At 65.1% G+C, this 23,366-nt stretch carries 16 protein-coding genes; 4 read left to right on the top strand and 12 right to left on the bottom strand.

Annotation, left to right across the window (positions count from 1 at the left end; genetic code table 11):
- Positions 1 to 9 precede the first annotated feature (9 nt).
- The 12 genes from tssM to tssA form a co-directional block, all read right to left on the bottom strand.
- Positions 10 to 3,480, bottom strand: a complete 3,471-nt coding sequence (gene tssM / locus ABXS05_RS12350) for a type VI secretion system membrane subunit TssM (RefSeq protein WP_367624118.1) — start codon at positions 3,478 to 3,480, stop codon at positions 10 to 12.
- Positions 3,477 to 4,979 carry a type IVB secretion system protein IcmH/DotU gene (icmH, locus tag ABXS05_RS12345; protein WP_367624117.1) on the bottom strand — a complete coding sequence of 501 codons (1,503 nt, stop codon included), beginning with the start codon at positions 4,977 to 4,979 and terminating at the stop codon, positions 3,477 to 3,479. Before icmH ends, tssM begins: the two co-directional genes overlap by 4 nt.
- A 13-nt stretch (positions 4,980 to 4,992) precedes the next feature.
- Positions 4,993 to 6,333 carry a type VI secretion system baseplate subunit TssK gene (gene tssK, locus ABXS05_RS12340; protein WP_367624116.1) on the bottom strand — a complete coding sequence of 447 codons (1,341 nt, stop codon included), beginning with the start codon at positions 6,331 to 6,333 and terminating at the stop codon, positions 4,993 to 4,995.
- Positions 6,330 to 7,592 carry an FHA domain-containing protein gene (locus tag ABXS05_RS12335; RefSeq protein ID WP_367624115.1) on the bottom strand — a complete coding sequence of 421 codons (1,263 nt, stop codon included), beginning with the start codon at positions 7,590 to 7,592 and terminating at the stop codon, positions 6,330 to 6,332. Before ABXS05_RS12335 ends, tssK begins: the two co-directional genes overlap by 4 nt.
- A 10-nt stretch (positions 7,593 to 7,602) precedes the next feature.
- Positions 7,603 to 8,598 carry a type VI secretion system baseplate subunit TssG gene (gene tssG, locus ABXS05_RS12330; protein WP_367624114.1) on the bottom strand — a complete coding sequence of 332 codons (996 nt, stop codon included), beginning with the start codon at positions 8,596 to 8,598 and terminating at the stop codon, positions 7,603 to 7,605.
- A 16-nt stretch (positions 8,599 to 8,614) separates the two neighbouring features.
- Positions 8,615 to 10,393 (bottom strand): type VI secretion system baseplate subunit TssF, encoded by a 1,779-nt coding sequence (gene tssF, locus ABXS05_RS12325; RefSeq protein WP_367624113.1) that lies wholly within the window; start codon positions 10,391 to 10,393, stop codon positions 8,615 to 8,617.
- On the bottom strand, positions 10,386 to 10,895 hold the full coding sequence (tssE, locus tag ABXS05_RS12320; protein ID WP_367624112.1) for a type VI secretion system baseplate subunit TssE: 510 nt from the start codon (positions 10,893 to 10,895) through the stop codon (positions 10,386 to 10,388). The genes tssF and tssE overlap by 8 nt, the downstream gene beginning before the upstream one ends.
- Positions 10,888 to 11,709 (bottom strand): type VI secretion system accessory protein TagJ, encoded by an 822-nt coding sequence (locus ABXS05_RS12315; protein ID WP_367624111.1) that lies wholly within the window; start codon positions 11,707 to 11,709, stop codon positions 10,888 to 10,890. Before ABXS05_RS12315 ends, tssE begins: the two co-directional genes overlap by 8 nt.
- On the bottom strand, positions 11,706 to 13,079 hold the full coding sequence (gene tssC, locus ABXS05_RS12310; RefSeq protein ID WP_367624110.1) for a type VI secretion system contractile sheath large subunit: 1,374 nt from the start codon (positions 13,077 to 13,079) through the stop codon (positions 11,706 to 11,708). The genes ABXS05_RS12315 and tssC (ABXS05_RS12310) overlap by 4 nt, the downstream gene beginning before the upstream one ends.
- A gap of 95 nt (positions 13,080 to 13,174) precedes the next feature.
- Positions 13,175 to 14,656 carry a type VI secretion system contractile sheath large subunit gene (tssC, locus tag ABXS05_RS12305; protein WP_311933454.1) on the bottom strand — a complete coding sequence of 494 codons (1,482 nt, stop codon included), beginning with the start codon at positions 14,654 to 14,656 and terminating at the stop codon, positions 13,175 to 13,177.
- Positions 14,657 to 14,682: 26 nt separating this feature from the next.
- Positions 14,683 to 15,198: a type VI secretion system contractile sheath small subunit gene (gene tssB, locus ABXS05_RS12300; RefSeq protein ID WP_068288619.1), complete on the bottom strand. Its 516-nt coding sequence runs from the start codon at positions 15,196 to 15,198 to the stop codon at positions 14,683 to 14,685.
- Between the two features lie 148 nt (positions 15,199 to 15,346).
- Entirely contained in the window at positions 15,347 to 16,411 is a 1,065-nt protein-coding gene (gene tssA, locus ABXS05_RS12295) for a type VI secretion system protein TssA (protein WP_367624109.1), read from the bottom strand.
- 371 nt (positions 16,412 to 16,782) lie between these two features.
- On the opposite strand from tssA, the gene tssH reads away from it, so the two are divergent.
- From tssH to tssI, 4 genes are all read left to right on the top strand, one after another.
- Positions 16,783 to 19,554, top strand: coding sequence for a type VI secretion system ATPase TssH (gene tssH / locus ABXS05_RS12290; RefSeq protein WP_367624108.1), 2,772 nt, complete (start codon positions 16,783 to 16,785; stop codon positions 19,552 to 19,554).
- 42 nt (positions 19,555 to 19,596) lie between these two features.
- Positions 19,597 to 20,073 (top strand): Hcp family type VI secretion system effector, encoded by a 477-nt coding sequence (locus ABXS05_RS12285; RefSeq protein ID WP_068288623.1) that lies wholly within the window; start codon positions 19,597 to 19,599, stop codon positions 20,071 to 20,073.
- Between the two features lie 123 nt (positions 20,074 to 20,196).
- On the top strand, positions 20,197 to 20,703 hold the full coding sequence (locus ABXS05_RS12280) for a hypothetical protein (RefSeq protein ID WP_322431029.1): 507 nt from the start codon (positions 20,197 to 20,199) through the stop codon (positions 20,701 to 20,703).
- A 117-nt stretch (positions 20,704 to 20,820) separates the two neighbouring features.
- Positions 20,821 to 23,361 carry a type VI secretion system tip protein TssI/VgrG gene (tssI, locus tag ABXS05_RS12275; protein WP_367624107.1) on the top strand — a complete coding sequence of 847 codons (2,541 nt, stop codon included), beginning with the start codon at positions 20,821 to 20,823 and terminating at the stop codon, positions 23,359 to 23,361.
- Positions 23,362 to 23,366: the final 5 nt, after the last annotated feature.

Raw genomic sequence — 23,366 nt, 5'->3', positions numbered from 1 at the left:
CACCCGCCCTCAGAATTGCGAAGGGCAGCGGAAATCCGCCAGCGCCTTTAGGCGGTAGGGATTGAGCGTACCGCCGAACTGCACCCTGAACTCGGCGCTCCTGCCGTCCTGACTGAAGCGGGCCTTGAACAGGTCGGTTCCTTCAGCGGTGATCACGGCCTTGTCGAGCAGCCGGAAGGTCGCCCATTCGCCGGTTACCTGGATCTTCCGGTTGAAGTCACCGGGAGGCATGTACACCCAGGATTCGGCCTTGGTGTCCTTCGACGGCCATTCGAATGTCTTGGCCTGGGCGTTGCTCTTGAACAGACGGACGCCCTCGCCGGCCGTCGTGAGGACGGCCATGTCGGTCGCATCGTTGAGAGACAGGCCGGTCATGGTAATGCGGATCGAGGGCATCTCGCCGTCATTCGGGAAGAAGGCCTTGCGGATCTCGTCGGCATTTTCGAACTGGGCCAGTGCCTCGCTTGCCATCCCCTCCGCCCCGGGAGCGCCCTTCCAGCGCCAGGGACTGGCCGAGGTGTCGACGAAAGCCTGCAGTTCGTTCTGGAAGAAGCTCGGGAAAAGCCCCTTGGGACCGAACAGTCGGGCAAAATCCGTCAGTGCCATGTCTTCCCTGGCAGACCGATCGAAGGGATAGCGTCCAGCCATGATGGTGGAGCAAAGCCTGGCGCCATCACCAGCCCATTTGTCGGCTGCCTCGTTGCGGGCGGTCTTGGACGCCAATGCGCCGACATCCCCGACAAGGCCTGCCACCAGATCGTCGATCGGGGGCGGCAAGCGTCGGCTCTCTTCCGCCAGGGATTGCACGGCGGCGGCAAGCTGGCTGTCGGTGTTGAAGATCTTGTTCACCGGCTGTGTCGATCCTGCAGCCCGCGAGAGCTGGGTATACATGGCTCCGAGCAGGGGTTTCAGGGCCTGGATCTGCGAACGTGGCTTTTCCGAGCTACTGGTTTCGCTCTGCTTGGGGGTTTCCAGTGCTTCGCGCAGGCGGCCATAGGGATCGGGGACGCTGATCGTGCTGCTGTTCAAGGCAGTGCTCTGGCTACCCTGCTGGGCCAGCGCCACGGAGGCGCTCGCCTGGGGCCTGAGGTCGGCGGCATTGGCGATGGAACGGGCCAGGGATTCGATCGGGCCCGGCTCGCTGGAGAGAACGCGAAGCGTATCGGCGGCATCGGCCAGTGACTGGAACGGTTTGATGTTCAGATCAGCCAGGAGGCTCGCCCAGCGTTTCTCATACTGGTCGAAATAGAGCTGCAGCGCAGCCAGGGACAGGCTGTCCACCGTCATGCCGCCGCTGGGCGGCTCGCCGCGAACCCAGTGTTCGTCCAGCGCCTGGCGCGCGGCTTCGGCGACCTCCGGCAAAACGACGGAGCGATAGCCTTCGCCGGTGAACAGGCCGGGAATGCCTTCGCGCAGCGCAGCCTTGGATTGGCGCTGGAACACCCGTTCGCCGAGCGGGCCGAGCGCATCGGCGGGCACCCAGGGTGCCAATGCGCGCACCTGCCGATTCTCCTCCAGGATGTCATAGGCCCGTGCCGCCAGGCTCTGCCCGCTGATTGCCTGCCGGGCCTTGGCGACCAGGGTCTGGTCGATGTCGATCGGTGGCAGTCTCCTCGCCACCAACTGCTCGACATGCTGGAGAAGTTCGCGGCGGGCGGCCACCCTTCCCTCGCCGGGATAGAGGGAGTCGAAGATCTGCTCGGCCTCCTGCGAGGCGAATTTGGCGTCGATCTGGCCCAATCCGCCGAGCATGCCGTAGAGCTTGAGGGCATCGAAGGTCTGGCGGAGATTGGAGGTGTCGCCCAATTGCTTCTGCAACTGCACCATCAGGCGCGGCAGCAGCAGCGAATTGAGGGCGCGCTGATAGGCCTCGCGCTGCCGGCCGGCGATCTTGTCGCTCTGGTCCAGCCCGAAGCCGACCTGCCACGTATCTGACCCCGAGAAGCCATCGGTCACGCCTCTGATATCGTTCAGCGCCGGGAGAATGCGCAGGAAATCGGTGTCGTTGACGTCGCGTACCGGGATGCCCTGCACCAGCTTCTCATAGGAGCTGATACGTTCGTCGGCCTGCGCCAGGGCGCGGGAATTCTGGAAATAGGTCGCGATCCAGCTCGAGAAGACCACGCCGAGCACCACGGCCGAGACACCATAGGCGATACGGCGCAGCATCAGCTGGCGGCGGGTCAGCCGCTTGTCGCGCGCCACGAGCGCGGCCTCTCCGAAGATGACTTCCTTGAACAGGCGCGGCAGGAAATAGCTGCGGCGCATGCGTGGAGCACCGGCCGCGCCGGGCACCTCCGCCTGCGTTCCAGAGGCGAAATAGATGCCGCGCAGCAGCGGGGATTCGACCAGCTTCGATCCTGCGCAAAGTTCCACCAGCACCTCATGCAGGCGCTCCTTGAGGGCAGCGAGCTCGGCGGGGAAACGGAAAATGCGTCCACGTATCTCGCTGTCGGGTTCCTGCTGCAGGCGCTCGATCAGCATGGCGTCGACACGTTGCTGGAGCAGGCTGAATTCCTCCAGGAAACGCTCGGGCAGATCGTCGGCCTTGTAGCTCTCGTCCAGACCGAAGGTAGTGCCCCACACCTGTTCGCGGTCGCTGGCATTGAACCCGTCGAAGAATTCCACGAAGCCGGTGAGCAGGTCCGATTTTGTCAGCACGAGATAGACGGGGACGCGGGCCTGCAGGTATTCGTCGAGCTCCGACAGGCGCTGGCGGATGGCGCGCACCTCTTCCAGCCGGGCGGTGGGCTCGCGGGTCAGGATGTCGGCGATCGACAAGGTGACCAGAGCGCCATTCACCGGCTGCGAGCGGCGGTGCTTTTTCAAAAGGGTCAGGAAACCTTCCCAGCCGGCCTTGGAACTGCCGTTGAGATCGTCCTGGGTGGTGTAGCGGCCGGCCGTATCGATCAGGATGGCCTCGTCGGTGAACCACCAGTTGCAGCTGCGCGTGCCGCCGATGCCCTGCACGGAATTGGCGCCGAGCGCATCACCCAGCGGGAACTTCAGGCCCGAATGGGTGAGGGCGGTGGTCTTGCCCGAGCCGGGCGCCCCGAAGATCACATACCAGGGCAGTTCATAGACATAGCCGAAGCGTTTCTTGGTGACGCGGCGCAGCAGTGCCAAGGCCTGTTTCAGGCGGTCGCGGATTTCGCTGACCTCGGCCTGCTGGCTGGCGGCGGCTTCCGCCTCCGCACTCTTTTCGAGGTCGGCGACCAGCGCCTTGTCGCGCTTGCGGGCCCGGTAGATGCTGATGCCGATATAGGCGAGGCCGGCAACCAGCACGATGCCGATGGCGATCAGCCGATTGGTCGCGCTGGCAAGCGGATAGAATTCGCCATAGCCGATGAGGTGGCCGTAGAACCAGATGATGAGGCAGAGCGCCGCGATCCAGACGATGGGCAGGAAGCGTTGGCCGAGCAGCGTGCCATAGGCTTCGACATAGGAGCGGATCGTATAATAATAGCTGAGCGGGTTCATGGCGTGGCGCCTCCCGGCCGAATGACGCTGCGATCGACAACCGGCAGGCTCATCACGAGAGGCGAACCGGTATAGCCATCCTCGGGCTTGCCGATCACCAGGATCTCCGTGCGGCGGTTCTGCGCGCGTCCCGGGTCTGTATCGTTGGAGGCGATCGGTTCGGCTTCACCCCGGCCTTCGGTGGTGATGCGGTCGCGAGCGTAGGTCTTCAATATGTTGCCGACGGCGTCGGCCCGCTCCTCTGACAATTGTTGATTGTCGCGGATGCGTCGATTGCCGTTGAATGGCCGGTTGTCGGTGTAGCCAATCACCCTTGCGCTGAATTGAGAAGCGGCCAGGGCGACGCCGATCTTGTCGATCAGATCCTGAAAACCGGGTTTGACGTCAGCCTTGCCCGTATCGAACAGGCCGGCATTGTTGATGCGGACCAGCACCTGGCCATTGTCGTTCCACAAGGTCACGAGCTTCTTGTCGACCTCCGGCTGCAGGAAGTTCATGAATTGACGGATACGCGTCACACCCACGGGTTCCGGGGGGACCTCGGCCTTGGCCTGGACCTGGACCGGCGGCGGATCTTTCGCCTTGGGCGGCGGCGGGATGAAGATGCTCGGTGCTTCGTTGGGCGGCAGGTTGGCCAGGCGCGTGAAGGTGCCGTCGGAGGCCCGGTCGAGCGACAGCGAGAAGAAGAGGTAGCCGAGGCCGAACAGCAGCGCCAGGATGCTGAGCAGCGTCCAGAGCGCCGCCGCGGTGCGCAACGGCTTGTGCCTGGCGATGACGCCGCGCCAGTGGGGCGACAATTCCCGCTCGAAGGCGCCATATTGGCCGAGCAGTGTCTTGTAGAGGCTGTCGCGGATGCGGCTGAGTTCGAGGGCGCCGCGCGGGGAGACGCGGGTGCGGCCCTCGAAGGCGAGCGACAGGCTGAGATAGATCAGCAGCAGCAGATCCTTGTTGGCGCCCGGGCTCTGGTGGAAATGGTCGAGCAGGTCGAAGACCTTGTCACCGCCGGTGACGTCCATGTGATAGGTCGAGACCAGGCCCGAGCGGGCCCAGCCGGCGCGCACGCCCCAGGGCTTGCTGAGCACCACGTCGTCGACGGTGGCGCAGACGACATAGTGAGCGGCGCGCGCCCGCTCCGGGCTGATGCGGGCGCCGGCGAGATCGCGCTCATAGCGGTTGATCGCTTCGGTGGTGGTGCGGCGCAACTGTTCTATGTCGGGCTGGTCCGCGGTGTGGCGCAAGGCATGGGCGAGATTGAGCAGGGGTGCGGCCGAGGCCACGATGGTGGGGACTTCCTCGCCGCCGAAGCGGAAATTGCGCACCAGCGTGTCGGCCGACCAGCCGCCCGAGCGCAATGGTTCGGCCGGACCCGCGGCATCCTGCGGCGCATCGTCCAGCATCTCGGCCATCTTGCGGGCGACCTGCTGCTTCCTGGCGCCGTCCTCGGTGAGCTCGACCACCGTCGGCAGGGACTGCCAGGGGGCTGTCGTTGCCTTGTTCATCGGCTGGCCTCCTTCATTCCCTCAGGGCCCAGAGCTCCATCTCAAGACCCGGAAAGTCGCCGGCGAGATGGAGGGCGATGGCGCCCGACGTATCGAGCTGTTTCCACAGCGGGTTCTTGGTATCGAGCTCGAAATAGATGGTGCCCGAACGATAGGGCAGCTGGCGCGGCAGCACCGGCAGCGGCCGGACGGGAATGCCGGGCAGGGCGACGTTGACCAGTTCGGCGATGCGCTCCACCGGGCCGACCTTGATCTGGGCCGGCAGGCGGCGGCGCACCTCCTCGGCCGGCATCTCGGCCCTGACGGCCAGCACGAAACCGGCATCCTTGAGCAGGGTTCGGTCGTTGATGGTGCCCACGCGCACGCCATGCCGGCGTTCGGCGAGCTCGATGGCGACGGCCGCCTGTTCGAGCACGGCCGAGAGCGAGGTCCTGAGATCGTCGAACACGGCGGCGAAGGTCGCCTTGAGGTCGTCGTGCCGATAGGGCGGGAACTCGCTGGCGCGCTTGGAATCCATGGTGAAGGTGGCGAGTTCCCCGGCGAGCTGGATGCAATGCTCGTAGAAGGTCATCGGATGGATCCGCGTCGCATTGGCGGCGATGTGGCTGAGCAGCGGATCGGCCCGGTTCAGGATATGCAGCAGGAAATAATCGCCGACTTCGGCCGTGCCTCGGATGGTAGGATCGCCGATGCGCTCGGCGATGGCCGCCGCGCGGTGGCGCACGATACCGAGGAGTTCGGCCATGAGTTCGCTGAGCCGCGCTTCGGCTGCGCAATTCAGGCACGGGGCGATGTAGTCGGGATCGAGCAGCACGGCCTTGTCCGAGCGCACCTCGATGATGCGGGCAAGGCCGATCAGTTCGTAGCCGGCGAGGTCGTCGCCGCTCTTGAGATAACGCAGGCTCAGCCGGCCGACATCGATGGGCGCCATGAAGTCGGTCTCGACATTGGCGTCGGGCGCTTCGTAGTGCGAGGCGACGAAACGCACCCCCGACGAGGAAGCCGCGCCATTGACGGCGATGTCGGCGCGCCCAGGCCGGCGGGCCGGCAGCGCCAGATAGATGATGGCGTTCTTGGTGGCCTCGTCGAGCTCGAGCGGCGGCGGCAGGTCGGTATCGAAGGGCGCTTCGAACGGCGTGCCGTCGGGCAGGGTGCCGCGCAGATTCGCCAGGGCGAACTGTCCGATGGCCAGGGCACCGCGATCGATGCCGATCTCGGCAATGCCCCAGGGATAGGCGGCAAGCTCACGCGTGGTCGCTCGAACGAGCCGCTCCGTCCAGCGGTCGGCCTGCTGGAAATGCTGCACGCGAAGGAACATTCCCTCGCTCCACGCGACCCTGTTTTCGTTTCTCATGCGACTTCGTCGTCCTTGCTTGTCGTGCTGTGCGCAGTGCCGTGCCCAGTCTTGGCCGGCTCGCTGCCGCCTGGTTCGTTCCTAGCCGGGTCGAGGGAGCGCAGCATTGCCCTGCGGAACAGGTCGCGGACGGAGAGATCCCGGCCGTCGGCCTCGAATTGCTGGCGATAGGCTTGCCAATAGGCGCCGTTGCGGCGCCAGGGCAGGCCCATGGCACGGGCATCGATGCTCGCCTCGACGATGCGTGGCTCCAATTGGGGGCCGACTTCGCGGACCAAGGTGCCGAGCGCCTCCGCGAGTGCCTGTTGGCGCGCCAGCAGGGTTTCGAGCCGTGCCAACAGGGCTTCCTCTCGAGTGAGGCCGAAGACGTCCGGTGCTGGTGCCAAGGCCTCGGCGCCGATCTCGAAGGTGACGAAGGCCTTCTCGAGCGCTTCTTCGCATTGGGCGAGCAGGCCGTCGCAGCGCGGCAGCCAGGAAGAGGGAGCGGCCATGGCGGCCAGGAAATCGGCGGGCTCCTCGTCCGGCTCGGTGGGCACGACCACCTGCCTTCCGTCGTTACTTGCCGGTGCCGCCCCGCTGCCATCCTTGCTGCGGTCGCGGGCCATGGGTATGGACACGAAAGTGGCCCGGCCATGTTCGAGGCGGTTGCCGTAGTCGAAATCCTCGTTCCAGTCATCCGGCAGGACCGCCTTGATCGCCCTGGGATCCGGTGGCCCATTCCAGCCGATCTCGACATGACGCGAGGAGGGAGCGGCCTCGCGCTTGCGTCCCGCGGGCTGGGAGGCTTTCGGCTGCTCCAAAGGCCAGTCGTCGGAAAGACGCCCGCCCATCACGCCGGTCGCCGTCTGCCCGCCCGGCGCGATATCGGCAAGGATGGCGGTGATCGTCAGGTTCTCCGAACTGACGGCGAGGCCGGCATCGGGGTCGACGATGTCGCGGTCGGCCTCGCCGGTGACCGATACCGCGAAGGCATGGCCCCCCAGTTCGAGGCGCGTTTGATGCCGGAGGCGAGCAGTTTCGCCCTCCAGGACCAGCACGCCGTCCACGCGGGTACCATTGGCGCTTTCGTCACGCAGCAAATAGCCGTCGCGATCGCGCAGGATGGTGCAATGGAGCTTGGAGACGGTGCGGCCGGCGTCAGGCACTTGCCAGTCGCAATCGACCGATCGTCCCAGCGTCCGGCGCCCGCGTTCCAGCACCCAGGGTGGCGTGCCCGCCCCGGCTCCGTTTGCCTCGACCTGCTTGAGTTCCAACCGCATGGCCATCTCCTCACGAGACCGGTTGAAGCACCGCCTGGCGCTCGGTAATGACGGCATCGTCGCTGTCCCGTGCCGCCGGTGCGGTGCGTGCCCAGCTGTTCCAGCCCAGGCGTGGTGGATCGCCCGCCTGGCCGAGCTGACAGAAAGGAACGTGCTCCTTCTTGAGAACGACCTGGATGTCGAAATCGAGCCCGCAACCGACGAACAGGCGGGTAAGCGCGAAGAGTTCCTGGATATTGCGGCTCCCTGGCGCCAGAGACAGATAGTCTCGATAGTCGAGAGGACCGATCACCACGCGGAAGGTGCTGGAGAGGTCCCGGATGGCCGAGCCTGCCATGGCATCGACGCCAAGGCGCACCGTGGCCGCCCGGGTCATCCGGCTCTGCTCGTGTTCGGGTACGCTCAGCCAACGGCCCTGGAAGAGCTCGATTTCGACCGGCAGGCCGCTCACTTCGCACAGCATGGCTCTCAGATTGCTGGCATTGCGGGTTCGCGCTGCAAAGAAGCCGCTGAAGCGCAGCAGCACGTCGTCGTCGGTGCCGCTGCGCTCCCGCAGCCTCGCAGTGCCGAAACCGGTGAGGGACAGCAATGTCTTGATGAAGCCGTTGCGCCCTTCACGGGTTCCCCAGCGCAGCAGCCGGGCGAGCCGGTATTTCTCGCAGGCATCGACGAACAGTTCGTCCATGCGGGCGCCGAACAATTGCAGGAAGGCCGCGAGCGAGGAGGATTTGTTGCGTTCCTCGCGCATGACGAGTTCGTTATAGGCTGGCGGCAGCGAACCCAACGGTCCGGCGAGCCCGGCGAGGGCGCTGCGCAGCGTCGCCTCACCTTCTTTCCGGCGAAAGCCCGATACCGGCAGGGCGGCCGGCGAGACACCGCCATGCGCCGTGATGGCAAGCTGCTCTCCGGAGGCCTGGGCGACCCGGAAGGCCGTGGTCGGCTCGAAACGGCCGGGGTCGCGTTCGAGCAGGTCGGCAAGGCTGTCTGTGTTGGGATCAGGAAGCATGGCGTGCAAGGGCCTCCTACAGCAGCGGCCGCTCGGCCGCGCGGGCGGGCCAGGTGGCGATCGGCTTGGATTGGCCCTTGATGGAGACGGTCAGCCGGGTGAAGCTGTTCACCGAGGTGTAGAGGCCGCAGAAGCGATCGAGCACGCTGCCGAACAGAAAGGCGGAAGGGCGATCGATTGCAGCCGGGTCGAATTCCACGGTGATCTCGGTGCCGGGCACCATGCCGCCCCGGATGCGAGCGGTGGCAGCTCGCGCCTCCACCCGGATGATGGCGTCGACGAGCTGGCGGGTCTCCGGCAGGTCACGGAAGGCATAGAGCGAGAGGATGTCCTTGAGCGCCGCCCCGCCATTGTCGAACAGCGAGACATGGTTGAGCAGGAGATGCGACATCAGTCGCCAGTTGCGGCCATCCTCGTCATTCATGCGCACGGCGGGTGTCGGGGCGATCAACGCCTCGATGCGCCCGACCGCCTCGTTGCCGAGCGCCAGCTTGAGATGGGGATGGCCGCCTCCGAAGGGCAGGCGCTCGGGAAGAGCGCGATTGAGGCACCAGGCGTCGACACTGGCCACGGCATCGATATTGCCGGTAACCCGGCGGTTGTGGTCGACGAAGGCGATGTCGAGATCGCAGGTGCCGTCGTCGGGGTCGAAGCGCCGATAGCTTTGCCAATAGGCGGCGGCAGCGCCTGACCGCTGGGTGCGGCCGAAGAAGGGCTGGCAGGATTGCTGCTCGCCCTTCGATCCCGTCAGCGTCACTTTCTCGATGGAATAGATCTCGCGTGTCCGCTGCCGACGCGAGTCGGAGAGCAGCCGATATTCGGTGCGCGTGCCGTCGAGCGCGAGCGGCTCGCAGGTCTGGCGGAACAAATTGACCACGGGCGTCGCGTGCAGCACCAGATCCCGGCTGGTAACCGAGCGCTCGAGCTTGCCGTCCGTCTGGCCGAGATAGACGAAGATCTCCAGCCCGTCGCCATGCCAGCGCTGCAGCCCGTCGATCTCGAAGAACAGGAATTTCTGCGGCAGCGCGAAGAATTCCGTCAGCAGGCGGTAACCGGTAAAACTCGTGCTCGGATAGGGCAGCATGGTCTCGTCGGCCGAAAAGCCGACAGGCTTGAGGTGATCGGCCGGCAGGAAGATCGCCTTGTCGTCGTCGGCATGGCGTGCCAGTGCAATGCCCTGCGTGTGGTTGACGAGCAATTCGTACAAGGCGCTCGCCTGCCGCCAGGGCGAGGCAATGTAGAAACGCAGGCGCTTGACCCCGAGCTCCGACAAGGGACGCCGCCCTGCCAGGGAACGGATCGACAGCCGCAGACAGCCGGCCGCACCGGCATGGCGGGAAAGGGGGGCCTGGATCGGCTGTCCCGACAGCGTGACCGCGGTGACTTCCACCGGCGCGATTTCGACATCCTGCGTGGTCAGGAAGCGGCAGGTCTCGCCGCCGACCGGTTCGGCCTGCACCTCGGTGTGGCGCGGCAGGGTCTGCATGGCGGCCAGCGACTCGCCCGGTGCGAAGCGCACGATGCTCATGGAGGGCAGGGGGGCGAGATAATGCGGATAGAGCGTTTCGAGCAGGCCGTCGGTGAGTTCGGGAAATTCGTCGTCGAGCTTCTGGCGCACCCTGGCTGCCGAATAGGCGAAGCTCTGGATGAGACGCTCGACATGGGGATCGTCGGCAACCTCCCCGGTCAAGCGCAGGCGTCCCGCGATCTTGGGGAAGGCATCGGCAAACCGCGATGCACGCCGGCGCAAGGCCGACAATTCCTCATTGTAGCGCCGCAGGAACCCCTCAGCCATGTGCCGCCTCCACCTGGAAGCGCTGGCTGGTGGGATCGATGGTCGATTCGAAATTGATCGGCGGCATGCCGTCATAGAGGCGGAAGGTCGCCTCGATGCGCATGCGCAGCGCTCTTTCGCCCTGGGTGCGATTCTTGAGGATGGTCACGCGGATGTTCGACAGTCTCGTTTCGAACAGGGCGATGCGCCGCTCGATGGCGCGTGCCAGCTGCAGCTTGGCTTCGTCGGTGACCAGATTGGCGGAGACGATCCCTTCCACGCCGTAGCTGACCAGCGCGTCCTCGAGCTCCGCCAGCCTGTCCGGCGGGGTGGTCGGACAGCGCCTGGTATTGAGCAGCGCCTCGAGGTCGCGGCGGATGGCCTCGCGCATCTCCCGCGCCTGGTCCGCAAGGCTGAGGGCGGGGTCCTGGACGAGATCGGGTGTCGCGTCGAGCAATCGATCGAGGATCGAGCGCGACAGGACCTGTTCGCGGGCCCGGAACCGTTCGAGCGGATCAACCATGGGCAGCCTGCTTGTGATGGGCGACTTCCGGCATGCCCAGGGTCTGCATGTCGTGGAAGGAGACCAGGTCGTCGCCGGCCAGGAAGCAACGCTGGCCGCGGCCGGTGGTGATGCCCGAAGGCTCGGCGACCCACTCGGTCTCGCGTCCCAGCAAGAGCGTCTCGTTGCCTTCGGTACCCTGATAGATCGCCGGCAGCAGCACGGGTGCGGACGCGCCGTCGATCAGCGACAGCTCCGCCCTCCGGAAGGCGAGGTCGCGCGGCCGGGCGATCGGCTCCACCGTTACCGAGGCGATCTTGGCGAAGTCGATCCACAGATAGGCGCCGCCCGTCATGATGACTTCGAGCGCATGCGGCACCCGATCGTCGAGGTCCCGGAAATCACCGACCGGCTTGCCGTTCCACAGCATGGGCTGTTCGCCGCGCAGCTGGTCCAGCGCTTCCAGCGCGGGTCTTGCCGCACCACCCTCGCGATGGACGATGGCGAGCTCGATGGCGGCCTTGTCGAGCGCACTCGGCCCCTGGGGAAATTCCGGCACGGCGCCGGCCTCGAACCAGGCCTTGCGGGCCGCCATGGCCCGCAGCTGGTTGCGCAGCAGGGCAAAGCCCATGGTGTCCTGCGGCGCCAGGGTCACGGCCAGGCTGCATTGCGTATCGGCCCGCTCATAGTCCCCGGCGAGGACGAGCAGGTCGATATAGAGATGGCGGGCGTCCTTGTCCGAGGGACGGGCCCGCACATGGTCCTTGGCATGGTCGAGCGCCTGGCTCAGGGCGCCTTCGGACAGGGAACTGGCAATGCTGGCGGCGAGCGTCATGCGGTCATCCTTCTGGGCGGGGAGGCCGTATCGGCACCACTCGTCGGCGGCGCCATTTCGGCAATGAGGTGGAAGCTGGTCGACACGTCGTCGAGCTGGAAATGCGGCTGCAGCCGCACGGTGCAGATGAAAGTGCCTGGCTTGCCGGCGAGTTCCTCGACCGCAATGCCCGCCGAGCGCAGCGGATAGCGCGTGCGCAGGGGCAGGTCGGCATCGTCATTGCCGAGCGTATAGCCCGACAGCCAGTCCTCGAGCTTGCGTTGCAGCGCGGTGGCATCGGCCAGCCGGCCGACCTGGTCGCGCATGATCACCTTGAGATAGTGGGAAAAGCGTGAGGCGCAGAGCACATATTGCAGCATGGCGGCGAGGCGCGCGTTCTGACGCGCATTTTCATTGGCGTAATGCTGGGGCGCATGGAGCGACTGGTTGGCGTTGAAGATGGCCGATGCGGACATGTAGGTGGTGCCGATCGGCACCAGCCCGTGATCGCAGAATTGCTGCTCCTGTCCGCTGGTCAGGCGCACTTCGACCGGCGGCTGGGCGGACAGGCCCTCGCTTTCGGTCGCAAAATCATAGGCAGCGAGTTCGGCCGTGCTCAACATGCCGCCGTCCACCGCGTCCTGGGTGACGCCGCGAATGTCGGCGAACCAGCCGGACTGGATGAAATTGCGGATGACGATGGTGGCGAAGGCGAAGGCGCCGTTGCCCCACAGCAGACTTGCGCCATCCGCCGATACGGCCTCGCGGAAGGGGAAGCCGTCGTCACGCCGACGCGAATAGGGCTCGTAGGGCTGGCGCATCAGGACGCGCGGCGCGACCAGGCCGAGGAAGCGCGTATCCTCGTGGGTCCGCAGGCGGTTCCAGCGTATGCGATCGGGGCTGCTATCGAGCCAATGAAGATCCTGCACGCGGTTGAGTTCGGAAAAGCTGTCCAACCCGATCGCGCGCGGCGAGGCGCCGGCCACGAAGGGGCAGAACGCGGCCGCCGCCACCGGGGCCAACTGGGTCAGCGTGCCGACCACATCGCCGCCCTCCTGGGGATCGGTGGGCGAGAGGTGATAATCGCCGATGATGAGGCCATAGGGCTCGCCGCCCGGCATGCCGAATTCGCGATTATAGACCAGCTCGAACAGATGGCTCTGGTCGAAGTCCGATGCGCGTTCCATGCCGCGCGCCAGCTCCTTCCAGCTCAGCCCGAGCAGCTTGATCTTGACCTCGCTCGAGCGCGAGGCGACGCGCACCAGCATCGCCAGTCCGCGCCAGCGTGCCTCCATCGCCTGGAATTCGGGATGGTGCAGGATCGCGTTGACCTGGCGATTCAGCGCCTCGTCGATCAGGGCGATGAGCCGATCTGCTCTGCCTCGCAGCAAGTTCTCGAAACCTATCGTCGGAGATGGCTTTCGGAAGGAAAGCCGAAGGTGCCGCCGGGCGGGCCGGCGGCACGGCTCACTGTCTGTTCGCCGGCTCAGTTCTTGGCGGGAATGCGAGCGACCATGCGCAGCGAGGTCGTCAGTTCCTCCATCTGCAGCCAGGGGCGCATCCAGGCCACGGCATTGTAGGAGCCCGGCTTGCCCGGAACTTCCTGGACCGTCACCTTGGCGTCGCGCAGCGGGTAGCGCGCCCTCGTTTCCTCGCCGGCCTCGTCATTGGCGTTGACATAGTTGGAGATCCAGCGGTTGAGCCAGGCTTCGCAATCCTTGGCTTCCATGAAGGAGCCGATCTTGTCGCGGCCCATCACCTTGAGATAGTGGGCAAAGCGCGACGTCGCCATCATATAGGGCAGGCGGGCCGACACGGCGGCGTTGGCATTCGCCTCTGGCCGGTCGTAGAGCTTGGGCTTGTGGGCGGTCTGGGCGCCGAAGAACACGGCGTAATCGGTGTTCTTGTAGTGGCACAGCGGCAGGAAGCCGAGCTTGCCGAGTTCGGCGTCGCGCCGATCGGTGATGCCGACCTCGGTGGGGCACTTGAGATCGAGATCGCCATCGTCGCTGGAGAAGATGTGCATCGGCAGGTTCTCGACCTTGCCGCCATTCTCGGCGCCGCGGATGGCGGTGCACCAGCCGAATTTGGCAAAGGCCTCGGTCAGACGCGTTCCCATCACATAGGCGGCGTTCATCCAGCAATAATTGTCGTGCGGGAGTTCGCCGGTCTTGGAATCGCCGGTCTCATCATAGCCGAATTCGTCGATGGGATGCGTCTTCGGTCCATAGGGCATGCGGGCGAGCACGCGGGGCAGGGCCAGGGTGACGAAGCGCGAATCGTCGCTTTCGCGCAGTGAACGCCACTTGGCATATTCCACCGTCTCGAAGATCTTCTCCAGATCGCGCGGACGCGCCAGGTCGCGATAGTCCTCGAAGCCGAACATGCGCGGGCTCGCAGCCGAGATGAAGGGCGCGAAGGCGGCCGCTGCGATCGAGGACAGGCCCTGCAGCAGCTGGACGTCGTCGAAGGAATTGTCGAACTCGTAGTCGCCGATGATCGCGCCCATCGGTTCACCGCCGGGGGTGCCGAACTCGTCTTCGTAGATCGACTTGAACAGGCGCGACTGGTCGAACTCGACGGCCTTGGACAGGTCCCTGGCGAGATCACGCTTGGAGGCGTTGAGCACCCGGATCTTCAGATTGACGCTGGTCTCCGAGTTCTTCACCAGATAGTTCAGGCCGCGCCAGGCGCCCTCGAGCTTGGTGAATTCGGGCGACTGCATGATCGTCGCGAGCTGGCGCGAGATCGTCTTGTCGATGGCGGCGATGGCGTTGTTGAGCGTCACAGTCAGGTTGCGGTCATAGACCACCGTGCCCTTGAGGGCCTGGTCGGTCAGGGTGCGCAGCAGGTCCTGGGCGCGATCCGGCTCGGTCTGGCGGGTGGCCGACACGACCTTGGAGAGCAGGTTCTCTTCCGCTGTCGTTTCGACGACGACGTCACGCTTGGCTTGGGTCTTGGCATTCATGGCTCGATCCTCGTGTCGCTGCGGCGTCAGTTCGCCGAGCCGTCCTTCTTGTTGCCGCCGAGTTCACCGACCAGCTGCTTGATGTCGGATTGGTTCTGCAGGATGTTTTCGAGCAGCCGTTCCAGGTCCTCGGAGCGGTCGGCCTTGCTCATCAGGTCGCGCAGCTGGTTGCGGGCGTCGAGCAGGGCCTTGAGCGCCGGCACCTGATTGACGATCGCGCCGGGTTCGAAATCTTCCATGCTCTCGAATTTGAGATTGACCGCGAGGTCGGTGCCGTCATCGGCCAGGGTGTTCTCGACCGCGATGTTGAGGCCGGGCGTCATGCGGCGCATGACGTCGTCGAAATTGTCGCGATCGATCTGCACGAACTTGCGTTCGCCGAACGGCTTGAGCGGCTGGGTGGGGTTGCCGGAGAAGTCGCCGAGCACGCCGACGACGAAAGGCAGTTCCTTGACCACCATCGCCCCTTCGGTTTCGACCTCGTACTTGATGTGGACCCGGGGCTTGCGCACCCTTTCGAGCTTGGCGTGAACGCTTTCCATCTTGGTCTTCCTGTCTGTGCCAAGGGCACGTTGGTAAAATTGGGCACGTTGATAAAATTAGGCCGCAGATAAATTTCTTGCGTCGTTCGGAACGGGAAACGGCCAGGGCGACGAGGGTTTCAATTCCCGCACGGCGCCGAAGGGTCTCTCAATTGTCCCGTTTTTCGGTCTTGGCCTGGATCCCGGCCGCGGTCAGGACGGCGTTGCGCGTCTGCGCCTCGGGAAGGAGCTCGGCCAGCAGTTCGGAAAAGTCCATGCGCCCTCTGCGCACCAATGTTTCGATGGCTAAGGAAATCGGTGAGTGCGGTTCTGTCCGCCGGAAATGGCGGGCAACGGCGAGCAGGATCTCGAAAGCCTCCTCACGCGAGGTGATGCTGCCGGGAACGAGGGAACGCGGCGCCGACGGTGCCGGAGCGGTCTCGGCAGCCGTGCCCGCCTGCGTTTCCGCCGCAGTCGCCGGCATGGCATCACTCTCTTCCGTGCCGAGGCCGGTGAGATCCCGGATGGCGGCCGCGACCTCCTGCAGGACGTTGCGGGTGTTCGAGCTTGGCGGCGCCCGGTCCCCGCAGCGTTCGGTCAGCACCGTCGCCAGCTTGGCAAAGGAGGCGATGCAGTCGTTGACCACGGCCAGATGGGAGGCCATGGCAGCCATTCCCGCTTCCGTGGCCGCCTCGTGCAGGAGGTCGCGACGCTCGGCTTCTCCAGCCCGCTGGGCGAGCTGATAGTCCCACAGGGAATGCTGGGCGAAACTGCCATTGGGGACCAGCGAGGTCAGGCGAATCGCCTGGATCAGGGACCCTTCGCTATTGACGCCATTGAGGCCGGCAAGAGGAGCCAGTCGTTCCTCGATATCGTCGTCGCCGATGGAGTGCAGCTCCTCCCAATAATTGTCCAAAAGCGACATCATGGCGGTGAAGCTGTCCCGTAGGCCCTCGAAACCACGCAGCCTGAGTTGCGCCTCGGCGAGCCAGGCAAGGATTTCGATATCCTTGCTGTTGGACGACAAGATCTGAAGACCTAGTTCATTGACCTCATGCCAGGCGGGCGTAAGACGAATATTATCGTTCGGAGACGCGCTCCGCTCAACGCTTCGAGCAGCATTGCGAGCGTCCTTAATCCGATAATACTTTTCCTGATATTTGGGAGCTACCCTAATATTCTCGCCGCAAGGGCTATCCTGCCCAAGTGGAGAGATAATCTCCCTTAAATCCATCAGCACAGCGGCCCCAAGCTTTAAACTCCTGACACATCCCGATGGCAGTTTGCTTCCAAAGGCTCAAGCATTCTGTTTCCAAAGGTACAGTAATGTCAATGCCACAGCCCGTATGATGAATGAATGACGGTATATGGTATTACCTTACAGTTTTCCAATTGATGAAGAATCATATGAATCACGTCGCGCGAATGTCATCAAAATGTCATGTACTATCGTACCGCACTAACGGTCGTAGACTCGCAGTGGTGTACCGGTATCTTGGCTTTTGTAATAATAGCTCTATAGACGGAAAATAGGAATCCTGCTTAACTCAATTGACGTTACGGCGCACTTGCGCATAAGCAGCAAAACCTACGTGGAATTCGTGGATGCCGAATATCGATCTCAACCAACTTGTCAGGATGTTGGGACCGGAGCTGCGTGTCGCTCTTGAGACAGCTGCGTCCATCGCCGCACGCAACGCAAACCCCACTGTGGAAGTGGCGCATTGGCTGAGCGGGCTCGTCCAGGCCCCCGGTCTGGTGGCGCGATTTGAACAGGCGGGGGTCGGCGTCGAGGCACTCAGGCGTGAGCTCGATCTTGCTATCGCCGACCTGTCGCGGGACAGTCAGGCGCAGCTGACCTTGTCGCAGAATGTGCTGGCACTCGCCCGTGAGGCGTGGCTGGTGGCTTCGCTGCAGTTCGGGCGCAACAGCGTCGAGTTCGGCGATCTCCTGGTGGCGCTCGCCACCGAGCAGAGCCTTCGTATCGTGGCAAGGGCCACGGCCCCGAGCCTGCGGGACATCGACCTCAAGGCCGTCGAAGCGGCGCTCGCCGACCTCAAGGCGGCGGAGGTGGACCAGGCGCCGGCAGGCACGCCGCCGACCGCCGGGGCGACCGGCGAAAGCGATTTCCTGCGGCTTTACACCCAGGACATGACGGTGGACGCGCGCTCCGGCCGTATCGACCCGGTGATCGGGCGTGACCGTGAGCTGCGCCAGGTCGTCGACGTCTTGATGCGCCGCCGGCAAAACAACCCGATCCTGGTGGGCGAGGCCGGAGTCGGCAAGACGGCGATCGCCGAGGCGCTGGCCCTGGAGATCGCGGCCGGCAATGTGCCGGCCATGCTGAAGGACGTCCGCCTGCTGTCGCTCGATCTCAGCCTCCTGCAGGCGGGGGCCGGTGTGAAGGGCGAGTTCGAGCGCCGGCTGCATGGCGTGGTCGATGCGGTCAAGGCCTCGTCCGTGCCGATCATCCTGTTCATCGACGAGGCGCACAGCCTGATCGGGGCCGGCGGCCAGGCCGGGCAGGGCGATGCCGCCAACATACTCAAGCCTTCGCTGGCGCGTGGCGAGCTGCGTACCATCGCTGCCACGACCTGGGGCGAATATAAGCGTTTCATCGAGCGCGATGCGGCCCTGACACGGCGGTTCCAGACGGTGAAGGTCGACGAACCCGACGAAGAAACCGCGATCCGCATGCTCCGCGGCGTCGCCGGCGCTTTCCGGTCCCACCACAAGGTGCGCATTCGCGACGAGGCCCTGGCTGCGGCGGTACGGCTGTCGGCGCGCTACATTCCGGCCCGGCAGCTGCCCGACAAGGCAATCAGCCTGATCGACACGGCGGCAGCGGCGGTATCATTGGGCCGCCAGGCGGTGCCCGAGGCGATTCGCACCCTGCGGGGCGAGCGTGAATTGCTCGAGGTCGAAACGGCTTGGCTCGCCAAGGAGCCCGAGAGCGCCGAGGGCCTGGAACGGCAAGGCTGGATAGCCACGAGGCTGGTGGCCATCGCCGACGAGATCGAGGCGCTCGAAGCTCGTTTCGAGGCCGAGGCCCGACTAGTGGAGGAGGCCGATCGGCTGGAGGCGATCCTGTCGGGCGAGGACGAGGCGGGCGAGCCGTCATCGTCAGGGGGCGAGGAGGGCAATGTCGCGCCTTTCCCCGAGCAGCCCGGCACCCGCGAAAGCGCCCGCGCCGCGCTGGCCGAGGCCGAAGGGAGCCTGGCCGCCCTCACCGGCGAGACGCCTCTGTTGCCGCGCGCCGTCGATCGCGAGGTGATCGCGGCCCTGGTGGCACGCTGGACCGGCATTCCCGTCGGCAAGCTGCTGACAGACCAGGTCGAGACGGTCAAGACGCTGGAAGCGCGCCTGAAGGAACGCGTCATCGGCCAGGACGGCGCCGTCGGCCGGGTCGCTTCGGCGATGCGCACGGCCAGGGCCGGGCTCAACGATCCGCGCCGCCCGCCCGCCGTGTTCCTGTTCGTCGGCATGTCCGGCACCGGCAAGACCGAGACGGCGCTGGCACTCGCCGATCTGCTCTATGGCGGCAGCCAGTATCTGACCACCATCAACATGTCGGAATTCAAGGAGGAGCATAAGATCTCCATGCTCCTCGGCTCGCCCCCCGGCTATGTCGGCTATGGCGAGGGCGGGGTGCTGACAGAGGCTATCAGGCGCCGGCCCTATGGCGTGCTGCTGCTCGACGAGATCGACAAGGCCCATCCCGGCGTCCAGGAGATCTTCTACCAGGTCTTCGACAAGGGCACGCTACGCGACGGCGAGGGCCGCGACATCGATTTCAAGAACACCACCATCGTGATGACGGCCAATACCGGCTCGGACCTGCTGGCGACGCTTTCGGCCGATCCCGATACCATGCCGGAAGGCGAGGCGCTGGAGGGGCTGCTGCTCGGCGAGTTGCAGAAGCAGTTCAAGCCCGCCTTCCTCGGCCGCACCACCATCCTGCCCTTCATGCCGCTTGGCCGGGAGGCGCTGTCGGGCATCGTCGACATCCAGATCGGGCGCATCCAGGACCGCGTCGCGGCGAGCTATGGCAGCGAGGTGGTGCTGCTGGCCCCGGCGCGCGAGGCCCTGGTCGCCCGCGCCGGCACCAGCGAGATGGGCGCGCGTGCCATCGAGGCGATGATCGCGCGCGAACTCCTGCCGGATCTGTCCACCTTCTTCCTCGATCAGGTCACCGCCGGAACCAAGGCAGGGCGGATCGAGATCGGATTTGACGGTCACCGTTTCAGCATTGCCGCTGAGCCGGCGGCCGCCACGGAATTCGCCAGGCCGAGGAAACGGCCGGCGGATAAAGCAGCCTCGAATGGCAAGAAGGCTCATTCGGATGCGGTACGACCCAGAAAGGCGCGAGCGCCTTGACCTGTCTTAAGCCGATTCAACTTCGAACAGGAGAGAAGTAGTATGCCGATTTATCTGCAGCTCGATGGTATCCAGGGCGACGCCACCCAGGAACAGCACAAGAAGTGGATGGATATCGAAGCCATTCACTGGAACGTTTCGCGCAACATGAACACTTCGGCAGGTTCGGCCGCCAACCGCGAAGCCTCCGAGCCGACCATTTCGGAAGTGATCCTGACCAAGGTCAGCGATTCCTCTTCCACCCGGCTGTTCCAGGAAGCCTGCTCGGGCCGCACGGGCAAGACGGCGGTGATCCATCTGGTGTCCACCGGCAGCCCCGGCAACACCTATATCGAATACACGCTGACCAACACGCTGCTCGCCAATTATTCGGTCGATTCGAATGGCGATCGCCCGGTCGAGACGATCCGGCTCAACTTCACCAAGATGCAGGTGAAGTACACCCCCTACAACGAGGACAACACCTCCGGTTCGCCGACGATCGCCACCTACGATCTGGCCACGACGAAGGCTGCCTAAGCACCTCCGGCATGATGACGGGGCGCCTCCGATCCGGCGGCGCCCCGGACCTTTCGACGGCTTTCCGGTCCGGTTCCGGAGAAGCCTTCCAGCCATATCGAACGACAATCGCAAGGGAGTGGCATGGTCGATTTCAGCGTTTCCTCTGCAAGGCTCAGCGTAAGGCCGCTGGTTCCGGCCGATGTGCCGCCCATTGCCCGCATGGGCCGGGCCCCCAACCTCGACTACTTCGCCTATGCCCCGGGGCCGCGCGAAGCCGGCGGCAGGGCCGCCACGGTCGGGGCGGCCGCGGCCTTGTTCCGCCAGGGCTCCGAATTGCTCAACGAATATTCGCTGACCTATGCGCTGCGGACCTGGCTGAAGAACAATGATCAGCCGATCTCCCAGGCGATGGACGCCAAGGGCCATACGGTCTTCGTGATGCAGGTGACCTATTCGCTGGCGCAGGGGGCCGATACCCGCGCCTTCATGTGGCGCAGTGCCTATTTTCTCGAATCGGCCCGCAGCCGCGCCGAGCTGGAGCCGACCCTGGCCAGGCTGGTGCAGGGGCCATGGATCGGCCCGACGCCGCCGAACCGCTCGATCAGCTATGTGACGGTCTATCTCCTGGGAGAGCGGATCAGCCACTGAGCATCGACTTCGCATGCGGCGCCGGCGCCAGGCCGGGGCCGCGATCGAAACGGGCAGGCCCGCGGTGAGGCGAACTCGCCACCGCCGCCGGCCAGATGATACGGGGACAGGCATTCGATGGACGGCGACGCCAGCTCAGCATCCTATATCCAGGCCGAACGCATCCTGCGCATCGAGACACCGCTGGGCGCCGACGTGCTGCTGCCCGAGCACGTGGAGATGCGCGAGGCGGTGAACGACTTGTTCACGCTTCATGTCGCGGTACGCTCCAAGAAGACCGACATCAAGCCGAACGAGATCGTCGGCAAGCTGGTCGACGTCTCGCTCGAACTCGGCCAAGGCGAGCGGCGCACCTGGAACGGGCTGGTGGTGCGCCTGGTGGAAGGGCCGCCGGTGACGCGGGGCATGCGTTCCTACCAGCTCGAGATCCGGCCCCAGCACTGGCTGATGAGCCAGCGTTCGGACTGCCGGATCTGGCAGGACAAGACCTCGCTCGACGTTGCCCGCACGCTGCTTTCCGAGCACAAATTGCAGGCGCCGGTGACCTCGGGCGTCATCCCCGAACCCAAGCCCCAGCATTATTCGGTGCAATATAACGAGACCGATATCGCCTATCTCCTGCGCCGGCTGGAGGAGGACGGCCTGTTCTTCTGGTTCGAGCATGAGGGCGGCTCGGCCGGCTCGGTCGCCGCCAAGCATGTCATGCACATCGCCTCGCATGTCTCGGGCTATACCAGCGGGCCGGAGACCGATGTACGCCTCGCAATGGGTTCGAGCGACCGCAACCACCTCACCAAGTTCGAGCGCAGCTTCACCTATGTGCCCGGCAAGCGCTCGGCGGGGGACTGGAACTTCCTCACCCCCGGCTCCGTGCCCTCGGGCGAGACGCCGAGCCTGGTGTCGCTGCCGGGCAACGAGGCCTATGAGCTCTATGAATACCCCATGGTCGGCGGCTACGGCTCCGACAGCGCCTCCGAAGGCATCGCCAATGACCGGGTGGAGCGACAGTCCAAGCTGAGGATGCAGGCGGCCGAGGCCGATTACGAGCGCATTGAGGGCGCTTCCTCCATCCGCACCCTCTCGCCCGGCCGGCGCTTCAAGCCCTATGACGTCGCCAATCCCGGCAACAGCTACGAGGAGCACGTCACCTTCCAGATCGTGCATGTGGCGCGCGACCGCTCCTACGAGACCAATGAGGGCGAGCCGGACTATTCCAACCGTTTCATCGCCCTGCCGAGCCGGGTGCCGGCGACGCCCCACCGCTCGACCCAGCGCCCGCGCATCGACGGCACCGACATCGCCATCATCGCCGGCCCGCCGGGCGAGGAGATTCATCCCGACAAATATGGGCGGGTGAAGGTGTGGTTCCCCTGGGACCGCCGCGCCAAGAAGGACGGCACCGACACCTGCTGGATCCGGGTGGCACAGAACTGGGGCGGCGGCAATTGGGGCGGCCAGATCATCCCGCGCGTGGGTATGGAAGCGATCGTTTCCTATCTCGGCGGCGACCCCGACAGGCCGATCATCACCGCGCTGGTGCCCAATGCCAGCCAGCAGGTGCCCTACCAACTGCCCGAGCACAAGACCAAGAGCATCTTCCGCTCCAACACCTACAAGTCCAAGGATCCGACCAAGTTCAACGAGTTTTCCTTCGAGGATGCGCCGGGCCAGGAGAATTTCCACCTGCATGCCCAGAAGGACATGACCTCGAAGGTGCTCAACAATCAGATCCACACGGTGGATGCCAGCGCGCTGCACTCCTATGGTCAGCAGCATCAGCTCACCGTGGGCGCCAACATGAACCACCAGGTCGGCGGCGGGCTCAACCAGGTGGTGGGCGCCACCACCGGCATGGGCGCAGCCGCCCTGCTGGCGCCGCTCGCCGGGCTGATGGGCCAGAGCGCGGGCATGCTGCAGCAGGCCATGGCGATCGCGGCGCAGGCCGCCGCGAGCCAGCCGGGCAGTGCCGCCAGTAAGACTGCAGGTGCAGCCGCCTCGGCGGTGACGCAGGCGGCGCTGGGCGGTCTCGGTGGCGGATCCGGTTCCGGCGGTCCGGCGGGAGGCGGCGGTGGCGCCGGCGATGGCGGCATCCTCTCCACCCCGCCCTTCGTACCGCCGGCCGATGCCGGCGGGCAGGGCGGCATTGCCGGGGGCATTGCCGGCTCCTTGATGAACAACGTGCTCGGCGTCGCCTCCGGCCTCTTCGACCAGGGCCTGAAGGCCGCCGCCAATGTCGCCCCCCAGGCCCTGTTCCAAGCCGGCGGCGCCCCGATGGCGGCAGCCGGCACATCGGCGCTGGGTACGCTGGGAGGATTGTTGGGAGGCGGCGTGCTTAGCCAGACCATCGGGCGGATGCAGGTCAAGAATGTGGGTGTGGCCAGCGCGGAGCATATCGGTACAGCGAAGGTGTCGAATGTCGGGCAGGTGTTCAAGCAGAAGGTCGGCAATGCCTATCATGTCGATGTGGGCGAAGAATTCGTCATCGGCGTTGGTGCTAGCGTAGACGCAGAAGGTAAGCCGACGCCACCCAAAGCTATCTTGGTAATGAGAAGTAACGGCGACATCATTCTGCAGGGAGTCAAGCTATATGGTCTTGCCGATGCTCATATCCAGCTTATCTCCGATATGATCGACAACAATCCTCCCAACATCGGCTGAGAAAT

Source organism: Labrys neptuniae, from assembly GCF_040797145.1.
GTDB lineage: Bacteria > Pseudomonadota > Alphaproteobacteria > Rhizobiales > Labraceae > Labrys > Labrys neptuniae.
This window is presented reverse-complemented; position numbering and strand designations above follow the sequence as displayed.

Excerpts from the sequence above, each read along its gene's own strand:
- tssA (WP_367624109.1), bottom strand. The coding sequence starts at position 16,411 with ATGGATTTAAGGGAGATTATCTCTCCACTTGGGCAGGATAGCCCTTGC.
- tssK (WP_367624116.1), bottom strand. The coding sequence starts at position 6,333 with ATGAGAAACGAAAACAGGGTCGCGTGGAGCGAGGGAATGTTCCTTCGC.
- tssC (WP_311933454.1), bottom strand. The coding sequence starts at position 14,656 with ATGAATGCCAAGACCCAAGCCAAGCGTGACGTCGTCGTCGAAACGACA.
- tssF (WP_367624113.1), bottom strand. The coding sequence starts at position 10,393 with ATGGCTGAGGGGTTCCTGCGGCGCTACAATGAGGAATTGTCGGCCTTG.
- tssM (WP_367624118.1), bottom strand. The coding sequence starts at position 3,480 with ATGAACCCGCTCAGCTATTATTATACGATCCGCTCCTATGTCGAAGCC.
- tssI (WP_367624107.1), top strand. The coding sequence starts at position 20,821 with ATGGACGGCGACGCCAGCTCAGCATCCTATATCCAGGCCGAACGCATC.
- tssG (WP_367624114.1), bottom strand. The coding sequence starts at position 8,598 with ATGCTTCCTGATCCCAACACAGACAGCCTTGCCGACCTGCTCGAACGC.
- icmH (WP_367624117.1), bottom strand. The coding sequence starts at position 4,979 with ATGAACAAGGCAACGACAGCCCCCTGGCAGTCCCTGCCGACGGTGGTC.
- ABXS05_RS12285 (WP_068288623.1), top strand. The coding sequence starts at position 19,597 with ATGCCGATTTATCTGCAGCTCGATGGTATCCAGGGCGACGCCACCCAG.
- tssB (WP_068288619.1), bottom strand. The coding sequence starts at position 15,198 with ATGGAAAGCGTTCACGCCAAGCTCGAAAGGGTGCGCAAGCCCCGGGTC.
- ABXS05_RS12280 (WP_322431029.1), top strand. The coding sequence starts at position 20,197 with ATGGTCGATTTCAGCGTTTCCTCTGCAAGGCTCAGCGTAAGGCCGCTG.
- tssH (WP_367624108.1), top strand. The coding sequence starts at position 16,783 with ATGCCGAATATCGATCTCAACCAACTTGTCAGGATGTTGGGACCGGAG.
- tssE (WP_367624112.1), bottom strand. The coding sequence starts at position 10,895 with ATGGTTGATCCGCTCGAACGGTTCCGGGCCCGCGAACAGGTCCTGTCG.
- ABXS05_RS12335 (WP_367624115.1), bottom strand. The coding sequence starts at position 7,592 with ATGCGGTTGGAACTCAAGCAGGTCGAGGCAAACGGAGCCGGGGCGGGC.
- ABXS05_RS12315 (WP_367624111.1), bottom strand. The coding sequence starts at position 11,709 with ATGACGCTCGCCGCCAGCATTGCCAGTTCCCTGTCCGAAGGCGCCCTG.